15 protein-coding genes and 1 pseudogene are annotated in these 15,504 nt (G+C 72.5%); 11 read left to right on the top strand and 5 right to left on the bottom strand.

What is annotated here, in order from left to right; genetic code table 11:
• Positions 1-9 precede the first annotated feature (9 nt).
• The 8 genes and pseudogenes from ACLVWQ_RS15550 (at position 10) to mug (ending at position 7,518) form a co-directional block, all read left to right on the top strand.
• Positions 10-897, top strand: a complete 888-nt coding sequence (locus tag ACLVWQ_RS15550) for an LLM class F420-dependent oxidoreductase (protein WP_414109249.1) — start codon at positions 10-12, stop codon at positions 895-897.
• A 134-nt stretch (positions 898-1,031) separates the two neighbouring features.
• On the top strand, positions 1,032-1,457 hold the full coding sequence (locus ACLVWQ_RS15545) for a GNAT family N-acetyltransferase (RefSeq protein ID WP_414109248.1): 426 nt from the start codon (positions 1,032-1,034) through the stop codon (positions 1,455-1,457).
• A gap of 175 nt (positions 1,458-1,632) precedes the next feature.
• Complete coding sequence (locus ACLVWQ_RS15540; RefSeq protein ID WP_414109247.1) at positions 1,633-3,084, top strand: hemolysin family protein; 1,452 nt, start codon at positions 1,633-1,635, stop codon at positions 3,082-3,084.
• A complete protein-coding gene (locus tag ACLVWQ_RS15535) occupies positions 3,081-4,103 on the top strand; it encodes a hemolysin family protein (RefSeq protein WP_414109245.1) in 1,023 nt (340 codons plus the stop codon). The genes ACLVWQ_RS15540 and ACLVWQ_RS15535 overlap by 4 nt, the downstream gene beginning before the upstream one ends.
• A 55-nt stretch (positions 4,104-4,158) precedes the next feature.
• Positions 4,159-4,950 carry an SGNH/GDSL hydrolase family protein gene (locus tag ACLVWQ_RS15530; protein ID WP_414109244.1) on the top strand — a complete coding sequence of 264 codons (792 nt, stop codon included), beginning with the start codon at positions 4,159-4,161 and terminating at the stop codon, positions 4,948-4,950.
• Positions 4,951-5,055: 105 nt separating this feature from the next.
• Positions 5,056-5,391 (top strand): annotated as a pseudogene (locus ACLVWQ_RS15525) (DUF4326 domain-containing protein); the annotation flags it as partial.
• 142 nt (positions 5,392-5,533) lie between these two features.
• Complete coding sequence (gene purB / locus ACLVWQ_RS15520; RefSeq protein ID WP_414109243.1) at positions 5,534-6,976, top strand: adenylosuccinate lyase; 1,443 nt, start codon at positions 5,534-5,536, stop codon at positions 6,974-6,976.
• Positions 6,973-7,518, top strand: coding sequence for a G/U mismatch-specific DNA glycosylase (gene mug, locus ACLVWQ_RS15515; RefSeq protein ID WP_414109382.1), 546 nt, complete (start codon positions 6,973-6,975; stop codon positions 7,516-7,518). Before purB ends, mug begins: the two co-directional genes overlap by 4 nt.
• A 223-nt stretch (positions 7,519-7,741) precedes the next feature.
• Here mug and ACLVWQ_RS15510 read toward each other — a convergent pair whose 3' ends face one another.
• The 3 genes from ACLVWQ_RS15510 to ACLVWQ_RS15500 form a co-directional block, all read right to left on the bottom strand.
• Positions 7,742-8,188 carry a hypothetical protein gene (locus ACLVWQ_RS15510; protein ID WP_414109242.1) on the bottom strand — a complete coding sequence of 149 codons (447 nt, stop codon included), beginning with the start codon at positions 8,186-8,188 and terminating at the stop codon, positions 7,742-7,744.
• 73 nt (positions 8,189-8,261) lie between these two features.
• Positions 8,262-8,996 (bottom strand): ABC transporter permease, encoded by a 735-nt coding sequence (locus ACLVWQ_RS15505; RefSeq protein WP_414109241.1) that lies wholly within the window; start codon positions 8,994-8,996, stop codon positions 8,262-8,264.
• A gap of 2 nt (positions 8,997-8,998) precedes the next feature.
• On the bottom strand, positions 8,999-9,964 hold the full coding sequence (locus ACLVWQ_RS15500; RefSeq protein WP_414109240.1) for an ABC transporter ATP-binding protein: 966 nt from the start codon (positions 9,962-9,964) through the stop codon (positions 8,999-9,001).
• Positions 9,965-10,072: 108 nt separating this feature from the next.
• On the opposite strand from ACLVWQ_RS15500, the gene ACLVWQ_RS15495 reads away from it, so the two are divergent.
• From ACLVWQ_RS15495 to ACLVWQ_RS15485, 3 genes are all read left to right on the top strand, one after another.
• Positions 10,073-11,227: a sensor histidine kinase gene (locus ACLVWQ_RS15495; RefSeq protein WP_414109239.1), complete on the top strand. Its 1,155-nt coding sequence runs from the start codon at positions 10,073-10,075 to the stop codon at positions 11,225-11,227.
• Between the two features lie 14 nt (positions 11,228-11,241).
• Positions 11,242-11,916 (top strand): response regulator transcription factor, encoded by a 675-nt coding sequence (locus ACLVWQ_RS15490; RefSeq protein ID WP_414109238.1) that lies wholly within the window; start codon positions 11,242-11,244, stop codon positions 11,914-11,916.
• 172 nt (positions 11,917-12,088) lie between these two features.
• A complete protein-coding gene (locus ACLVWQ_RS15485) occupies positions 12,089-13,249 on the top strand; it encodes an ROK family protein (RefSeq protein WP_414109237.1) in 1,161 nt (386 codons plus the stop codon).
• Between the two features lie 167 nt (positions 13,250-13,416).
• On the opposite strand, the gene ACLVWQ_RS15480 is transcribed toward ACLVWQ_RS15485, so the two are convergent.
• Together ACLVWQ_RS15480 and ACLVWQ_RS15475 are read right to left on the bottom strand one after the other, a co-directional pair.
• Entirely contained in the window at positions 13,417-14,178 is a 762-nt protein-coding gene (locus ACLVWQ_RS15480) for a GntR family transcriptional regulator (protein WP_414109236.1), read from the bottom strand.
• Positions 14,179-14,495: 317 nt separating this feature from the next.
• Complete coding sequence (locus ACLVWQ_RS15475; protein WP_414109235.1) at positions 14,496-15,380, bottom strand: RNA polymerase sigma-70 factor; 885 nt, start codon at positions 15,378-15,380, stop codon at positions 14,496-14,498.
• Between the last annotated feature and the right edge of the window lie 124 nt (positions 15,381-15,504).

Raw genomic sequence — 15,504 nt, 5'->3', positions numbered from 1 at the left:
GGAGAGTCTGTGCCGCGCCCCTTCCGCTTCGGTGTCAGCCTGATCACCCCCTCCCCCGCCGCCGAATGGCGCGCCAAGTGCCGCCGGGCCGAGGAGCTCGGCTACGACGTGATCCTGGTGGCGGACCACCTCGGTATGCCAGCCCCCTTCCCGTCGCTGGTCGCGGCCGCGGAGGCGACCAGGCTGCCGCGCCTCGGCACGTTCGTGCTCAACGCCGGGTTCTGGAATCCGGCGCTGCTGGCCCGCGAGGTCGCCACCACGGACGCGCTCACCGGCGGACGCCTGGAACTCGGGCTCGGCACCGGCTACGTACAGGCGGAGCACGACACGGCCGCGCTGCCGTGGGGTTCGCCGCGCGAGCGGGTGGACCATCTGCGGCGCACCGTCGAGGAGTTGGACCGGCTGCTCGGTTCGCCCGATCACCAGCCGCGGGCGGCACAGAAGCGGGTGCCGCTACTCATCGGCGGCAACGGCGACCGGATGCTGCGGCTGACCGCCGAGCACGCCGACATCGCGGCCTTCTCCGCCGCGCGCTCGGTACCGGGCAGCCGTTCCGGCACGCTGGAGCCCCTCACCGCCGGGGAGGTCGACGAACGGGTCGCGGCCTATCTGCGCCTCGCCGCCGACCGCCCCTCGCCCGCCGAACTGAACCTGCTCGTCCAGCTCGTCGCCGTCACGGACGACCCGGGAGCCGCCGTCCGGCCCCTGCTCGCCCGTGTCCCGCAGCTCACCGAGGCACAGGTCCTGGAACTGCCGATCGTGCTGGCGGGATCGGTGGAGCAGATCAGGGAGAAGGTGCGGGCGGTGCGGGAGCGGTACGGATTCTCGTATCTGACCGTCCTGGAGCCGTACATGGAGGCCTTCGGCACGGTGATCGCGGGGCTGCGGGGCGAGTGACTCCGGCCCCCGCCGGGCGCCTCGCCCCGCCCCCGCCCCGCCCCTGTCCGCCACCACAGCCGGGCGACAGCGGGCCGGTGTCCGGATCGTGGAATTCGACGTCCATGTCCGGCCGCCGTGATGGGATCGGAGCCATGAGTGATCTTCGGATACGGGCCGCCGTGCCCGACGACCTCGACGCCGTCCTCGCCTTCTGGCGGGCCGCGGCCGAGGGGACCAGCATCAGCGACGACCGGAACGGCGTGGAGCGGCTGGTGGCCCGCGACCCCGAGGCGCTGATCCTCGCCGAGCAGGACGGGCGGCTCGTGGGCACGGTCATCGCCGGCTTCGACGGCTGGCGCTGCCATCTGTACCGGCTGGCGGTCGAGCCGGACCGGCGCCGTCAGGGCATAGGCTCGGCACTCCTGACGGCGGCGGAGGACCGGTTCGTACGCCTCGGCGGGCGCCGCGGCGACGCGATGGTCCTGCGCCGCAACGAAACCGCCCACCATGCCTGGCGCGCCGCGGGGTACGAGCCCCAGGAGCAGTGGCGGCGCTGGGTCAAGCCGCTGGTCGAGTGACAGCAGCCGGGGTCTCACCGGTCCCCCGGTACCGAGGGACCCCGTCGTCCCCCTAGGAAAGGTGTGACCGTCCGCCCATGGGCGAGCCTCCCGACATACGACGCCACGGCGTCCCGCCGCGTCGACACCGCGCGCTTCCTCCGCACCTGCCCGATCATGGAACGGAGGTGACCCGATGACAGAAGTGCTCCTCCTGGTCGTGGCCGTGCTGCTCTCGCTGGCCTGCGGCGCCTTCGTCGCGGCCGAGTTCTCACTGACCACCGTCGAGCGCAGCCAGCTGGAGCGGGCCGTCGAGCGCGGCGAGGTCGGCGCGGCGGGCGCCCTCAGAGCCGTACGCAATCTCACGTTCCAGCTCTCCGGCGCCCAGCTCGGCATCACCGTCACCAACCTGGTCGTCGGCATGCTCGCCGAGTCGTCCGTCGCCAAACTGATCGCGGGGCCCCTCGAATCGGCCGGGGTGCCGAGTTCGGCGACGTCGTCGGTCTCGCTGGTGATCGGTACGGCCCTGTCGACGGTCTTCCTGATGGTCGTCGGGGAGCTGGTGCCGAAGAACTGGGCGATCTCCGCACCGCTGGCCGTGGCCAAGCGGGTGGCGACGCCGCAGCGCTGGTTCAGCGCGGTGTTCCGGCCGTTCATCTCCCATCTCAACAACACCGCCAACCGGGTCGTACGCCGCTTCGGCATCGAGCCCGCCGAGGAGCTGGCCTCCGCGCGCGGCCCGCAGGAACTGGTGGCCCTGGCCCGGCACTCCGCCAAGCAGGGCGCCCTGGAGGCGGACACCGCCGAGCTGTTCGTGCGCACGCTGAACCTCGCCGACCTCACCGCGGAGAACGTGATGACGCCGCGGGTCCAGGTCATCGGCCTCGACGTCCAGGCGACCTGCGAGGACGTGGCGAACGCGACCCGGGCGACCGGTCTGTCGCGCTTCCCCGTCCACCGCGGCACCCTCGACTCGGTCGTCGGGGTCGCGCACATCAAGGACGTCATCGGCGTGCCCGCCGACCGCAGGGCCCGTACGACCGTGTCGCAGGTGATGCGCGAGCCCCTGCTCGTACCGGAGACGCTGACCGTCGACCGGCTGCTCGACCGCCTGTCCGGCAAGCGCACGATGGCCGTCGTCATCGACGAGTACGGCGGCACCGCCGGGGTCGCCACCCTGGAGGACATCGTCGAGGAGGTCGTCGGCGAGGTGCGCGACGAGCACGACCCGCACGAGACGCCCGACCTGGCTCCGGCCGGCACGGACGACGAGGGCCGCACGCTGTACTCGGCCGACGGGTCCGTCCGCATCGACCGGCTCGCCCGCGTCGGACTGCGCGCGCCCGACGGGCCGTACGAGACGCTCGCGGGCCTGCTGGCGGCGGAGCTCGGGCGTATCCCCGTCGAGACGGACACGGTCGAGGTCGCCGGGTGGCGGCTGGACGTGGTGGACGCGGGGGGACGGCGGGCCGCGCGGGTGCTGATGCACGCGCCGGGCACCGGGGACTCTCCGTCGGACGATGCCGGCGCAGGATCGGGACCAGGCTCAGGCTCAGGTTCGACGTCAGGTTCGACGTCAGGGTCCGGCTCGGGCTCGGGCTCGGGCTCGGGCTCGGGCTCGGGCTCTCAAGGAAGGCGGGGGCGATGACCGTCGTACAACTGCTGATCGGTCTCGCGACCCTGGTCGTGAACGCCTTCTTCGTGGCGGCCGAGTTCGCGCTGATCTCCGTGCGCCGCAGCCAGATCGAGCAGTCCATGGAGGGCGGCGGAGCGGGAGACCGGCGGGCGCGGACCGTGATCTGGGGACTGGAGCACGTGTCCGCGCTGATGGCGGCCGCCCAGCTCGGCATCACCCTGTGCACGCTGGTCCTGGGTGTGGTCGCCGAACCCGCGATCGCGCATCTGCTGGAGCCCGCGTTCCACGCGATGGGCCTGTCGACCGGCACGGGGCACGCGATCTCGTTCGTGATCGCGCTGGCCGCGGCCACGTACCTGCACATGCTGCTCGGCGAGATGGTGCCGAAGAACATCGCCCTGGCCGAACCGGTGCGGACGGCTCTGCTGCTCGGTCCGCCGCTGGTCGCCCTGTCGCGGGCGCTGCGGCCGGTGATCTTCACGGTCAACGCGTTCGCCAACGCGCTCCTGAAGCTGTTGCGTGTCGAGGTCCACGACGAGGTGTCCGCGACCTTCTCCGACACGGAGCTGGCCCGTCTGGTCAAGGACTCCAGCGAGGCGGGGCTCATCGACGACCGTGCCCAGGAGCGTCTGCACGACGCCCTGGAACTGGGCCGGCGCCCCGTACGGGACGTGGTGCTGGCCCGGGAGAACGTCGTCTACGCGCGCGTGGGCGTCACCCCCGAGCAGTTGGAGGCCCTGTCCGCCGAGTCCGGCTTCTCCCGCTTCCCCGTCGTGGACGAGGGGCTGCGCATCGTGGGCTACCTCCATGTCAAGGACGCCCTGGACGCGATGCCGCGCGATCTGCCGTTCCAGGTCCGGGACATGCGGTCCATCGCCCGGGTCCGCGAGACCACGCCGCTCGACGACGTGCTGACCGCGATGCGGCGCAGCCGTACGCATGTGGCGGCCGTGCTCGGCACGGACGGACGGCTGGCCGGGATGGTGACGATGGAGGACGTGTTGAGGGAGCTGTTCGGCCAGCCCGTGTGACGCCCGCCGCACGGCAGACCAGTGGGTATGTGTAGGCGCTATCCTTTCTTCCGCCATGCAGACGAATGCCACCTTCACCAGCCTTGTCGCGGTCGGCGACTCCTTCACCGAGGGCATGTCGGACCGCCTTCCCGACGGCTCGTACCGGGGCTGGGCGGATCTCCTCGCGGCCCGGATGGCCGCACGGACGCCCGGCTTCCGGTACGCCAACCTCGCGGTGCGCGGCAAGCTCATCGGACAGATCGTCGCCGAGCAGGTGGACGTCGCGGCGGCGATGCGGCCGGATGTGATCACGCTGGTCGGCGGCCTCAACGACACGCTGCGGCCCAAGTGCGACATGGTGCGCGTCCGGGACCTCATGGAAGAGGCCGTGGAACGCCTGGCGCCGGCCTGCGAGCAACTCGTGCTCATGCGCAGCCCCGGCCGCCAGGGTCCGGTCCTGGAGCGGTTCCGCCCCCGGATGGAGGAACTGTTCACCTGCATCGACGATCTCGCGTCCCGCCACGGCGCGCTCGTGGTCGACCTCTACGGGGCGCGGTCCCTGGGCGACCCCCGGATGTGGGACGTGGACCGGCTGCATCTGACGGGCGAGGGACACCGCCGGGTCGCCGAGGCGGTGTGGCAGACGCTCGGGCACGCGGCACAGGACGCCGAATGGCGTACCCCGATGCCACCGTCCGCACCGCCCGGCTGGGCCGCCCGCCGGACCGCTGACGCACGCTTCGCGCGCCAGTACCTACTGCCGTGGATCGGCCGCCGGCTGACCGGCCGCTCGTCGGGCGACGGCCGCCCGCCCAAGCGCCCGGAACTGCTGCCGTGGGAGGAGTACCGGGGACCGGTGGAGTAGCAGTTCCGTGGGGTGGAAACTGGAAGCTCCGGCGGGCATGAGGCTCCGGTGGAGCGGAGGCCGGCGCGAGGGCCCGACGGACGGCGCACGTGAACGGAGGCTCCCGTGACCACCACCGTGATCAACCTCAAGGGACACATCCACGAGTTCGGCACCCGCCTGGAGCGGGCCCCGGCGGACCTGGTCTACGTCGGCAGGCGCTGGACCATGGGGCACTGGGACCTGCCCCGGCATCCGCTCTACAACCCGTTCGCCTACGACACCCCCACCAAGAAGCGCGACGGGACCCGCGCCGAGGTGATGGACAGGTACCGGGCGTACCTGCTCGGCAGCCCCGAGCTCCTCGCCCTGGTGCCCGAGCTGCGCGGCAGGACGCTGGCCTGCTGGTGCGCGCCCCTGCTGTGCCACGGCGACATCCTGGCGGAACTGGCCGACGCCGGGTCGGATACCGGGTCCGATGCCGGGGCGGGGGCCGAGGCAGGGGCAGGGGCCGACGCCGAGTCCGGGGCCCCGTCCACCTCGTAGGTTCCGACGAACGGACCGTGGCGCCGGCCTGCGGGAACCGCCAGTAGAATTCCGCCACGTGACTGCTGCGCCCGCAAAGCCCCGTATCCCGAACGTCCTCGCCGGCCGCTACGCCTCGGCCGAGCTCGCCACCCTGTGGTCCCCCGAGCAGAAGGTGAGGCTGGAGCGTCAGCTCTGGCTCGCCGTGCTGCGCGCCCAGAAGGACCTCGGGATCGAGGTGCCCGACGCCGCCCTCGACGACTACGAGCGGGTCCTCGACCAGGTCGACCTGGTCTCGATCGCCGAGCGCGAGAAGGTCACCCGGCACGACGTGAAGGCGCGCATCGAGGAGTTCAACGACCTCGCCGGGCACGAGCACGTCCACAAGGGCATGACGTCCCGGGACCTCACCGAGAACGTCGAGCAGCTGCAGATCCGGCTCTCCCTGGAGCTGGTGCGCGACCGCACGGTCGCCGTGCTGGCGCGCCTGGGCAAGCTCGCGGGCGAGTACGGCGAGCTGGTCATGGCCGGCCGTTCGCACAACGTGGCGGCGCAGGCGACGACCCTCGGCAAGCGGTTCGCGACCGCCGCCGACGAACTGCTCGTGGCGCACGGCCGGGTCGAGGAGCTGCTCGGCCGTTATCCGCTGCGCGGCATCAAGGGCCCGGTGGGCACCGCTCAGGACATGCTCGACCTGCTGGGCGGGGACACGGCGAAGCTCGCCGACCTGGAGCAGCGGATCGCCGGGCACCTCGGCTTCTCGACGGCGTTCACGTCGGTGGGCCAGGTCTATCCGCGCTCGCTGGACTACGAGGTGGTGACCGCGCTGGTGCAGCTGGCCGCGGCGCCCTCCTCCACCGCCAAGACCATCCGGCTGATGGCCGGGCACGAGCTGGTGACCGAGGGGTTCAAGCCGGGCCAGGTCGGCTCCTCGGCGATGCCGCACAAGATGAACACGCGCTCCTGCGAGCGGGTCAACGGCCTGATGGTGATCCTGCGCGGCTACGCCTCCATGACGGGCGAACTGGCGGGCGACCAGTGGAACGAGGGCGACGTGTCGTGCTCGGTGGTGCGCCGGGTCGCGCTGCCGGACGCGTTCTTCGCGCTGGACGGTCTGCTGGAGACCTTCCTCACCGTCCTCGACGAGTTCGGCGCCTTCCCCGCGGTCGTCGCGCGCGAGCTGGACCGCTACCTGCCGTTCCTCGCGACGACGAAGGTCCTGATGGGCGCGGTGCGCGCGGGTGTGGGACGTGAGGTCGCGCACGAGGCCATCAAGGAGAACGCCGTCGCCTCCGCCCTCGCCATGCGCGAGCAGGGCACCGAGCGCAACGAACTGCTCGACAAGCTGGCCGCGGACGAGCGCATCCCGCTCGACCGCGCGCAGCTCGACGCGCTGATGGCCGACAAGCTGTCCTTCACGGGGGCCGCCGCCGACCAGGTGACCGCGGTCGTCGCCCGCGTCGACGAGGTCCTCAAGCAGCACCCGGAGGCCGCGGGCTACACGCCGGGGGCGATCCTCTGACGCGGTTCACCGCCGCCGAACTGGAGGCCGCCCGTGACCGGCTGGTGCCGGATGTCGTCGCGGCCGGTCTCCAGGTGCTGTTCTGCGGGATCAACCCCGGTCTCATGACGGCCGCGACGGGCCACCACTTCGCGCGCCCCGGCAACCGCTTCTGGCCGGTGCTGCACCTGTCCGGCTTCACCCCCCGGCTGCTGAAGCCGTCGGAGCAGGACGAGCTGCTGTCGTACGGGCTCGGCATCACCAATGTGGTGGCGCGGGCGACCGCGCGGGCCGACGAGCTGAGCGCGGACGAGTACCGGGAGGGCGGCCGGCTGCTCACCGCCACGGTGGAGCGGCTGCGGCCGCGGTGGCTCGCGGTGGTGGGCGTGACCGCCTACCGGGCGGCCTTCGACGACCGCCGAGCCGTGATCGGGCCGCAGGAGCGGACGTTCGGCCCGACTCGTGTGTGGGTGCTGCCCAACCCCAGCGGCCTGAACGCGCACTGGACGGCGGCGACGATGGCGCAGGAGTACGGCCGGCTGCGGGAGGCCGCGCGGGACTAGGGCGGTTCGTTCGGATCGGCCCGGGTCCGCGGCGCCCGGCACGGCACCTCGCGGCGTCGTCGCACGAACCGAGTACGGCCAGTACGCGCATCAGGCTCCGCCTTGCGACGCACCGCACCGCACCGCACCGGACACCGTGGCCTGTCTGACCTGAGCCGAACGAGACGCCCCAGCCCACGGCCCGGCTCAGGTCCCGCCCAGGGCCGGCTCGGGTCGGGTCCCGTCACGGTGGGGGTAATTCCGTGACCAGTGCGAAGAGTTGGAACTCGTCCTCCTTCGCGGGCTCCGAGACTCCCACGGCGACCCAGCGCCCGGTGCCGTCGGCCTCCCACAGATTCACGTATCTCACGTAGGCACTGAGGTACGCCCACGGCTTCGGTATGTGCTCGGCCGGGTCCTCGGAGCGCAGGAAGACACCGTCCAGGCTCTTCGGTTCCGCCTCGCCCCACCGCTCGTCCAGCCGCTGCGAGACGCTCTCCCGGTAGGCGGTGAACTGGTCCGCGGTCTCCTCCCGCCCGGACTGGTCGCCCGTACCGAAACCGCGCGTCGTCTCCAGCACCACCAGGTGGTAGCCGGGTCCTCCCGCGCCGACGTCCGACCAGCCGTGCGCCACGGGGAAGTCGCGGACGCACAGCTCGTCGATCGTGGCGAGGTGTCGCTCAGTGGTCATGAAGTCCAGTAAAGCGGTCACCACTGACATGTGGCGGCCCGTCAGGAGACCTCGTCGCGACGGGCATCCTGTTTCACGCGTCCCGGCGGCGAAGGCTCCACCCTCCGGCCAGCAGCGCGGCCGCCGTCCAAAGCGCCGTCACCACGAGCCCGGTCCACGGACCGAGCACGCCGTCCCGTGTCTCGTGCAGCACCACCTGCCCCGCCCTGTCGGGCAGGAAGTCGGCGGCGTTCCCGGACACGTCCCCGACCACGAAGGAGACCAGCAGCAGAAAGGGCACGAGGATGCTCAGCGTGGCGACACCGCTGCGCAGCAGCGCGGTCAGCCCGACCGCGAAGAGCGCCATCAGGGCCAGATAGATCCCACAGCCCACGGCGCCCCGCAGCCCTTCGCCCCAGCTGATCCCGTCGGCCCGGTCACCGAGCGCGGCCCGGCCCACCGCCAGGCTCACGCAGCCGGTGAGGAGGCCGACGGCCAGTGCCGGTACGCCGATGGCCGTCGCCTTCGCCGCGAACCAGCGTCCACGGCGGGGCACGGCGGTCAGCGAGGCCCGCAGGGCGGCTCCGGCGGCTCCCTGGAACTCGCAGGACATGGCCTGCGCGCCGAAGGTGATCGCCGCGATCTGTCCGAAACTGACCCCGAAGAACGCCGAGAACAGGGGATCGAGGTCCGCATCCCCGGAGGCGTCGCCTCCCGCCAAGGCGGAGAAGAGCGCGGTGACCAGTACGACGGCGGCCAGGCCCGCGACGAGCGACCGCAGGGTGCGGATCTTGAGCCACTCGGAGTGGAGTACGGGTGCGAACGGCACGGTCAGGCCTCCTGCGGACGGCTCGGGGTCCGGGCGGCGAACTCGGCCTCGGCGGACGTCAGATCGAGGTACGCCTGCTCCAGCGTGCCGTCCTGCGCCGCCAGTTCGAGAACGGGCAGGCCCGCGGCGGAGGTGAGGCGACCGATGTCCGCCACGCGCGCGTGGTGCACGATCCACCGGTCCCCCACCTCCTCCGCCCCCTCTCCCCCTCCCCCGGGCTCGCTCTCCACGGCGTCGTACCCGTGCCGTGCGAGCAGGTCGCGGAGCGCCGCGCCGTCCGTGGTGCGCACCCGTACCCGGGGGTCCACGCGTGCGTCGATGAACTCCCGCATCGGCAGGTCGGCGAGCAGCCGGCCGCGCCCCAGGACTACGAGGTGGTCGGCGAACGACGCGGTCTCGTTCATCAGATGGCTGGAGACGAACACGGTGCGGCCCTCACGGGCGAGCCCGCGCAGCAACTCCCGGATCCAGATGATGCCTTCGGGGTCGAGCCCGTTCGACGGTTCGTCGAGCAGGAGCACCGGCGGGTCCCCCAGCAGCGCCACGGCGATTCCCAGACGCTGGCGCATGCCCAGGGAGTACGTCCTGACCCGGTGCCGGGCGACCGGGGCGAGGCCCGCCTGGACCAGGACCTCGTCCACACGCCGCTCCGGCAGGCCGTTGCTCGCCGCGAACACCCGCAGATGGTCCCGCGCGGTGCGCGAACCGTGCGCGGCCCCCGCATCGAGCAGCGCGCCGACGTGGCGCAACGGCTTCTCCAGCGTCGCGTACGCCCGGCCGCCGAGGGTCGCGGTGCCGGACGTGGGGCGGTCCAGGCCGAGTACGAGCCGCATGGTGGTGGACTTGCCTGCGCCGTTGGGACCGAGGAAGCCGGTGACCCGGCCCGGCTCGACCCGGAAGGTCAGCCGGTCCACGGCGCGGGTGGTGCCGTACTCCTTGGTGAGGTCTTCGACGTCGATGGTGGTCATGGCCCAAGGCTGGCCGCCGGGCGGGGACTTGGTCCTCCCCCGTCCGGGGAGAACCTCTCCCCCGCCCGGGGGAGGACCGCTGTCGGTGCCGGGTGTCACGATGACGCCATGGCCCGCCTGCTGCGCCCGCTGACCCGTGGGACGACGTACACCCGCCTGCTGCACCTGTGGGTTCCCATGCTGGCCGTCAGCGTGTGGATGTTCATCGACCCGTCCGTGCCGTGGGTGCCCGCGCTGGTGGCGGTGCCGCTGGGGCTGATCCCGGCCGTGCGTCGCGGCGAGGGTGTGCAGGCGCAGTTCATGCTGACGCGCGGCGGGCCTGATCCGGCGATCTCGGTCGCCGCGTCGGCCACCTGGCAGGACCGGCTGCGGACCGTCGTGTGGCTGGAGATACGCGTGGTCCTGGGCTGGGCCGTGGCGGGGGCCACGGTCTGGCTCCCGCTCGTCGCCGTGGACCTGGTCCGGCTCTCGGCCGGTCACGTGCCCGACGACAATCCCTTCCTGCCGGTGTCGCACGCGCACGGGGCGTACGCGCTGCTCGCCCCACTGCCGCTGATCGCCCTGTACGGGGTGGTGGTGGGACTCGGCGAGCTGGTCACGGTCGTCGCGCGCCGCCTCCTGGGGCCGTCGGCGGCCGAGCGGCTCGCCGCACTGGAGGAGCGCACCGAACAACTGCTGGAGCGCACCCGTATCGCCCGTGAGCTGCACGACTCGATCGGTCACGCGCTGACGGTGGCCGTGGTGCAGGCGGGGGCCGCGCGGACCGCCGGAGACCCGGAGTTCACCGACCGGGCCCTGCTCGCCATCGAGGACACCGGCCGGGCCGCGCTGGAGGACCTGGAGCGGGTGCTCGGTGTGCTGCGCGAGACAGGGCGGCCCGTGAGCCGCCGCCCGACCCTGGTGGAGGCCGACCGGCTCCTGGAGTCCGCGCGCGCCTCCGGGGCGAAGATCGACGCCGAGGTGACGGGACCGCTGGAAACGGTGCCGGGGCCGGTCTCCCGCGAGGGCTACCGCATCCTCCAGGAGTCGCTCACCAACGTGCTGCGGCACGCGGGCCCGGTGCCCGTCCGGATCGGTATCGCGGTCGAGGACCACACGCTCGTGCTGGAGGTGCGCAATCCGCTGACGGCCCGGATACCGGGGCCCGGCCGGGGCAGCGGGCTGCGGGGCGTCCGCGAGCGGGCCGCGCTGCTCGGCGGCTGGGCACGGACCGGTCCGGACGACGGTGACTGGCAGGTGCATGTCGAGCTGCCGCTGCGCTGATCTACGCTGGCCGGATGCCGGTCACCGTTCTGCTCGTCGACGACGAACCCCTCGTACGGGCCGGGCTGCGGGCCGTTCTGGAGGCGCAGCCCGACATCGAGGTCGTCGGTGAGGCCGCGGACGGCGCGGCGGTGATCCCGCTGGTGCGGCGGCTGCGGCCCGACGTCGTGGCGATGGACGTCCGAATGCCCCTGATGGACGGTATCGAGGCCACGCGTGCGGTGCTGCGGACCGTCGACCGGCCGCCGAAGATCGTCGTCGTGACGACCTTCGAGAACGACGAGTACGTGTACGAGGCGCTGCGCGCGGGCGCCGACGGGTTTCTGCTGAAGCGGGCCGAGCCTGCCGAGATCGTGCACGCCGTGCGGCTGGTCGCCGAGGGGGAGTCGCTGCTGTTCCCCGCCTCGGTACGGCGGTTGGCCGCCGAGTACGGGGACACCGGCCGTGACGGCCGCGGGAATCCCGCGGCCCGCGCCGCACTGGAACGGGCCGCCCTGACCGAGCGCGAGACACAGGTGCTGCGCCTGATGACACGGGGTCTGTCGAACGCGGAGATCGCCGCACGTCTGGTGCTCGGCGCCGAGACGGTGAAGTCCCACGTCAGCGCCGTACTGACGAAACTGGGGACCCGGGACCGCACCCAGGCGGTGATCATGGCGTACGAGTCGGGGTTCGTGGCGCCCGGATGATTCCGGTACCGGGTGAGGGACTGATTCCGGTCGCGCCGAGGGGCTGATTCCGGTCCCGGGGAGGAACGGGTTCCGGTCGTGGGCCGGGAGGTGGCGCCCGGCACTCGCCGGGACCCGCCGCGCCGAGTACGATCCGGCCAACCGACACGCGCACGAGCTGGGAGGACGGACGTTGGGGCAGTTGACCGGCGGGGACCCCTCCCTGCTGCGGAGGATCAACTCCGCGGTGGTGCTGCACGCGTTGCGGGCGGCCACGGACTCCGCGACACTCACCGAGATCACCCGGGTGACCGGCCTGTCCCGGCCCACCGTCGAGGGCGTCGTCGAAGGGCTCATCGACGGCGGGCTCGTCGTCGAGACCGCGGCCGACGGAAGCGCCGCCCGGCGCCAGGGCAGACCCGCACGCCTGTTCCGCTTCCGGGCCGAGGCGGGTCATCTGCTGGGCCTGGAGATCGGTCCGCACCGGGTGGCCGCGCTCCTGTCCGATCTGGACGGCCGGGTGCTCGGTTCGCTCGCCAAGGACGTCTGCGAGACGGCGTCGGCGGACGAGCGGCTCGAACGGCTGCGCACGGCCGTCGCCGAACTGCTGCGCCGCGCCGGAGTGGCACGCGGCTCCCTGCGTGCCGTCGGGGTGGGCTCGCCCGGCATCGTCGAGGCCGACGGCACCGTACGCCTGGGTACGGCGCTGCCGGAGTGGACGGGCCTGGCGCTGGGCGAACGGCTGCGCCGCTCCTTCAAGTGCCCGGTGCTCGTGGAGAACGACGCCAACGCGGCGGCGGTCGCCGAGCACTGGAAGGGCGCCGGCACCGAGTCCGACGACATGGTGTTCGTACTGGCCGGACTGAGCCCCGGTGCCGGTTCGCTCATCGGCGGGCGGCTGCACCGCGGTTACGGGGGCGCGGCCGGCGAGATCGGCGCGCTCCACCTGCTGGGCCGCGAGGTCACTCCGGAGACGCTGCTGTCCACGACCGACGAACCGCTGCATCCGCTCGACGAGCAAGCGGTGGCGGAGGTCTTCACGCACGCCCGCGCGGGCGACGAACGGGCTCTGGCCGCCGTCGACCGCTTCATACAACGCCTGGTGCACGATGTCGCCGCGCTCGTCCTGGCCCTCGACCCCGAACTCGTCGTGATCGGCGGCTGGGCGGCGGGTCTGGACGGTGTCCTGGAGCCGCTGCGCGAGGAACTGGCCCGTTACTGTCTGCGGCCGCCCCGGGTGACGCTGTCGCTGCTGGGCGAGGCGGCCGTGGCGACGGGCGCCCTGCGACTGGCTCTCGACCACGTGGAGGAACAGCTGTTCGCGGTGGAGGGCACGGTGACGGCCCGCCGCTGACCCCTCTCCCCCGGCCCCGCGACCAGGCCGTCGCCGGGCCGCAGCCGGACCCCGGCAGGCCGCCCCGCCACGGCCGACCACGGCCCGGCGCCGGCCCGACAGCGAAACGTCGCGCCCCGCAGTCCGGGGCGCGACGCACGCTGGATCGAGAAGGTGACGCCGGTCGGTCAGGAAGCGCGGCGCTCCGGGTCGTGGTGGATCTCCACACCGCCCGAGTCGCCGAAGGTCAGCCGGCAGGTGTCCGCGCGGTAGGTGGCCACGGAGACCGCCGCGACACGTCCCTCGGCGAAGAAGCGGGTCGTGACGACGAGGACGGGCGCACCGGGGAGACGGTCCAGTTCCTTCGCGTCGTCCGCGCGGGCCGAGCCCAGCTCCACGGCACGGTCCTCACCCTCCAGCTCCAGACGCTGGAGCTCGCGCAGCACGGCACGCGCGCGTGCCGTGCCCGACGGCGCGTCGATGCCGGACAGGTCGGGCACCGACGAGGCGGGGACGTAGAGAAGCTCGGCGGCGACCGGCTGGCCGTGCGTCACGCGGGAGCGGCGCACGATGTGCACCTGTTCGTCGGGGTCGGTCTCCAGGCTCCTGGCCACCGCCGACGGCGCGAGTGCCACCGCGCAGTCCGCGGGCTGCCAGGCGTCACCGACCGCGCCCGGCCACGTGTGCTGCTCGGATCCGACGGCCACACCCACACGCGGCGGCGCCACGGTCGTACCGACACCGCGCCGGCGCTGCAGGCGGCCCTCCAGCTCCAACTGCTCCAGCGCCTGACGGAGCGTGGCCCGCGCGACACCGAACCGGGCCGCGAGATCGCGCTCGTTCGGAAGGATCTCACCCACCGAGAACTCGGAGTCCAGTGCTTCGCTGAGCACGGTCTTCAGATGCCAGTACTTCGGCTCCGGCACCGTTTCCAACTGCGTGGTCCCCACCGCGTCCTCCGCAATCGCCGTGTCCCGGCGGCTTTTAGCGCCCTTGTTTATTAAAGGTTCCTGCACTATCCCGCGACCATATGGCGGTCCCCACACTTGGTCAAGACCAATCCTCGATCCGTTACAGCTCGCACATGCGTGTGACCGCAGAGCGTTCATACGACGTTCGCGATACGCCATATACCTGACACAACGGCGAAGCCCCCGTCGTTCAGAACGGGGGCTTCGGCCGGAACGTGCCCTGTCGGCGGGAGTCGGCCGATAACCGCCGATGCCCGTCGGCCGCCCGCCGGTGCCCGTCGGCGGGCAGCCGGACGTCAGCCGGCGGCGAGGGACAGCAGCTTCTCCGGGTTGCGGACGACGTAGACGCACTGGATCCGTCCGTCGGCGACGTCCAGCTGGAGAACGGTGTCGGGCTTGCCGTCGGACAGCACCAGGACCGCAGGACCGCCGTTGACCTCCAGGAAGCGGAACGTCGCGTTCGCCACGCCCTTGCGCGTGACTCCGTCGACGAACCGGCCCACCTTGTCGGCCGACTCCAGGACCCGCAGCGGCGCCTGGGCCCGGCCTCCGCTGTCGCCCACCAGGCGCACGTCCGGAGCCAGCAGGGACATCAGCCCTTCGAGATCGCCCTCCGTCGCCGCGGCGAGGAACCGCTCGGTGAGATCGCGCCGCTCGACGGGGTCCACCTCGTACCGCGGCCGCTTCTCCTCGACATGCCGACGGGCCCGCCCGGCGAGCTGGCGCACCGCGGACTCGCTGCGGTCGAGCGTCACCGCGATGTCCGCGTACGGATAGCCGAACGCCTCCCGGAGCACGAACACGGCACGCTCCAGCGGCGAGAGGGACTCCAGGACCACGAGGACGGCCAGCGAGACCGAGTCGGCGAGGACGGCACGCTCGGCGGTGTCGGCGACGGTGTCCCCGAAGTCGGTGACGTACGGCTCGGGCAGCCAGGGCCCCACATAGGCCTCGTTACGGGACTGGGCCTGCCGCAGCCGGTCGATCGCGAGCCGGGTGGTGACACGCACCAGGTAGCCGCGCGGTTCACGCACATCGGAACGGTCGCCGCCGGACCAGCGCAACCACGCCTCCTGCACCACGTCCTCGGCGTCGGCCACACGGCCGAGCATGCGGTAGGCGACGCCCATCAGAACGGGCCGGTGCTCTTCGAAGACCTCGGTCACAGTGTCGGTAGCCACCCGTCCATCCCATCCCGACGCGTCAGGCCGTGTCCAGGCGATAGGTCCGCGTCGCACGAGAGGTCCACCACGTCCGCCCGGGTCGAGGGACGTACGCCGCGGGGCCCGGCGGCAACAGGACACA

Origin of the sequence: Streptomyces sp. CWNU-52B (assembly GCF_047444975.1) — a bacterium.
Taxonomy (GTDB): Bacteria; Actinomycetota; Actinomycetes; order Streptomycetales; family Streptomycetaceae; genus Streptomyces.
This window is presented reverse-complemented; position numbering and strand designations above follow the sequence as displayed.

What these genes read in the sequence shown, in the direction of transcription:
- ACLVWQ_RS15545 (WP_414109248.1), top strand. Translation starts at nt 1,032, where the DNA reads ATGAGTGATCTTCGGATACGGGCCGCCGTGCCCGACGACCTCGACGCC.
- ACLVWQ_RS15540 (WP_414109247.1), top strand. Translation starts at nt 1,633, where the DNA reads ATGACAGAAGTGCTCCTCCTGGTCGTGGCCGTGCTGCTCTCGCTGGCC.
- ACLVWQ_RS15535 (WP_414109245.1), top strand. Translation starts at nt 3,081, where the DNA reads ATGACCGTCGTACAACTGCTGATCGGTCTCGCGACCCTGGTCGTGAAC.
- ACLVWQ_RS15530 (WP_414109244.1), top strand. Translation starts at nt 4,159, where the DNA reads ATGCAGACGAATGCCACCTTCACCAGCCTTGTCGCGGTCGGCGACTCC.
- ACLVWQ_RS15510 (WP_414109242.1), bottom strand. Translation starts at nt 8,188, where the DNA reads ATGACCACTGAGCGACACCTCGCCACGATCGACGAGCTGTGCGTCCGC.
- ACLVWQ_RS15500 (WP_414109240.1), bottom strand. Translation starts at nt 9,964, where the DNA reads ATGACCACCATCGACGTCGAAGACCTCACCAAGGAGTACGGCACCACC.
- ACLVWQ_RS15495 (WP_414109239.1), top strand. Translation starts at nt 10,073, where the DNA reads ATGGCCCGCCTGCTGCGCCCGCTGACCCGTGGGACGACGTACACCCGC.
- ACLVWQ_RS15490 (WP_414109238.1), top strand. Translation starts at nt 11,242, where the DNA reads ATGCCGGTCACCGTTCTGCTCGTCGACGACGAACCCCTCGTACGGGCC.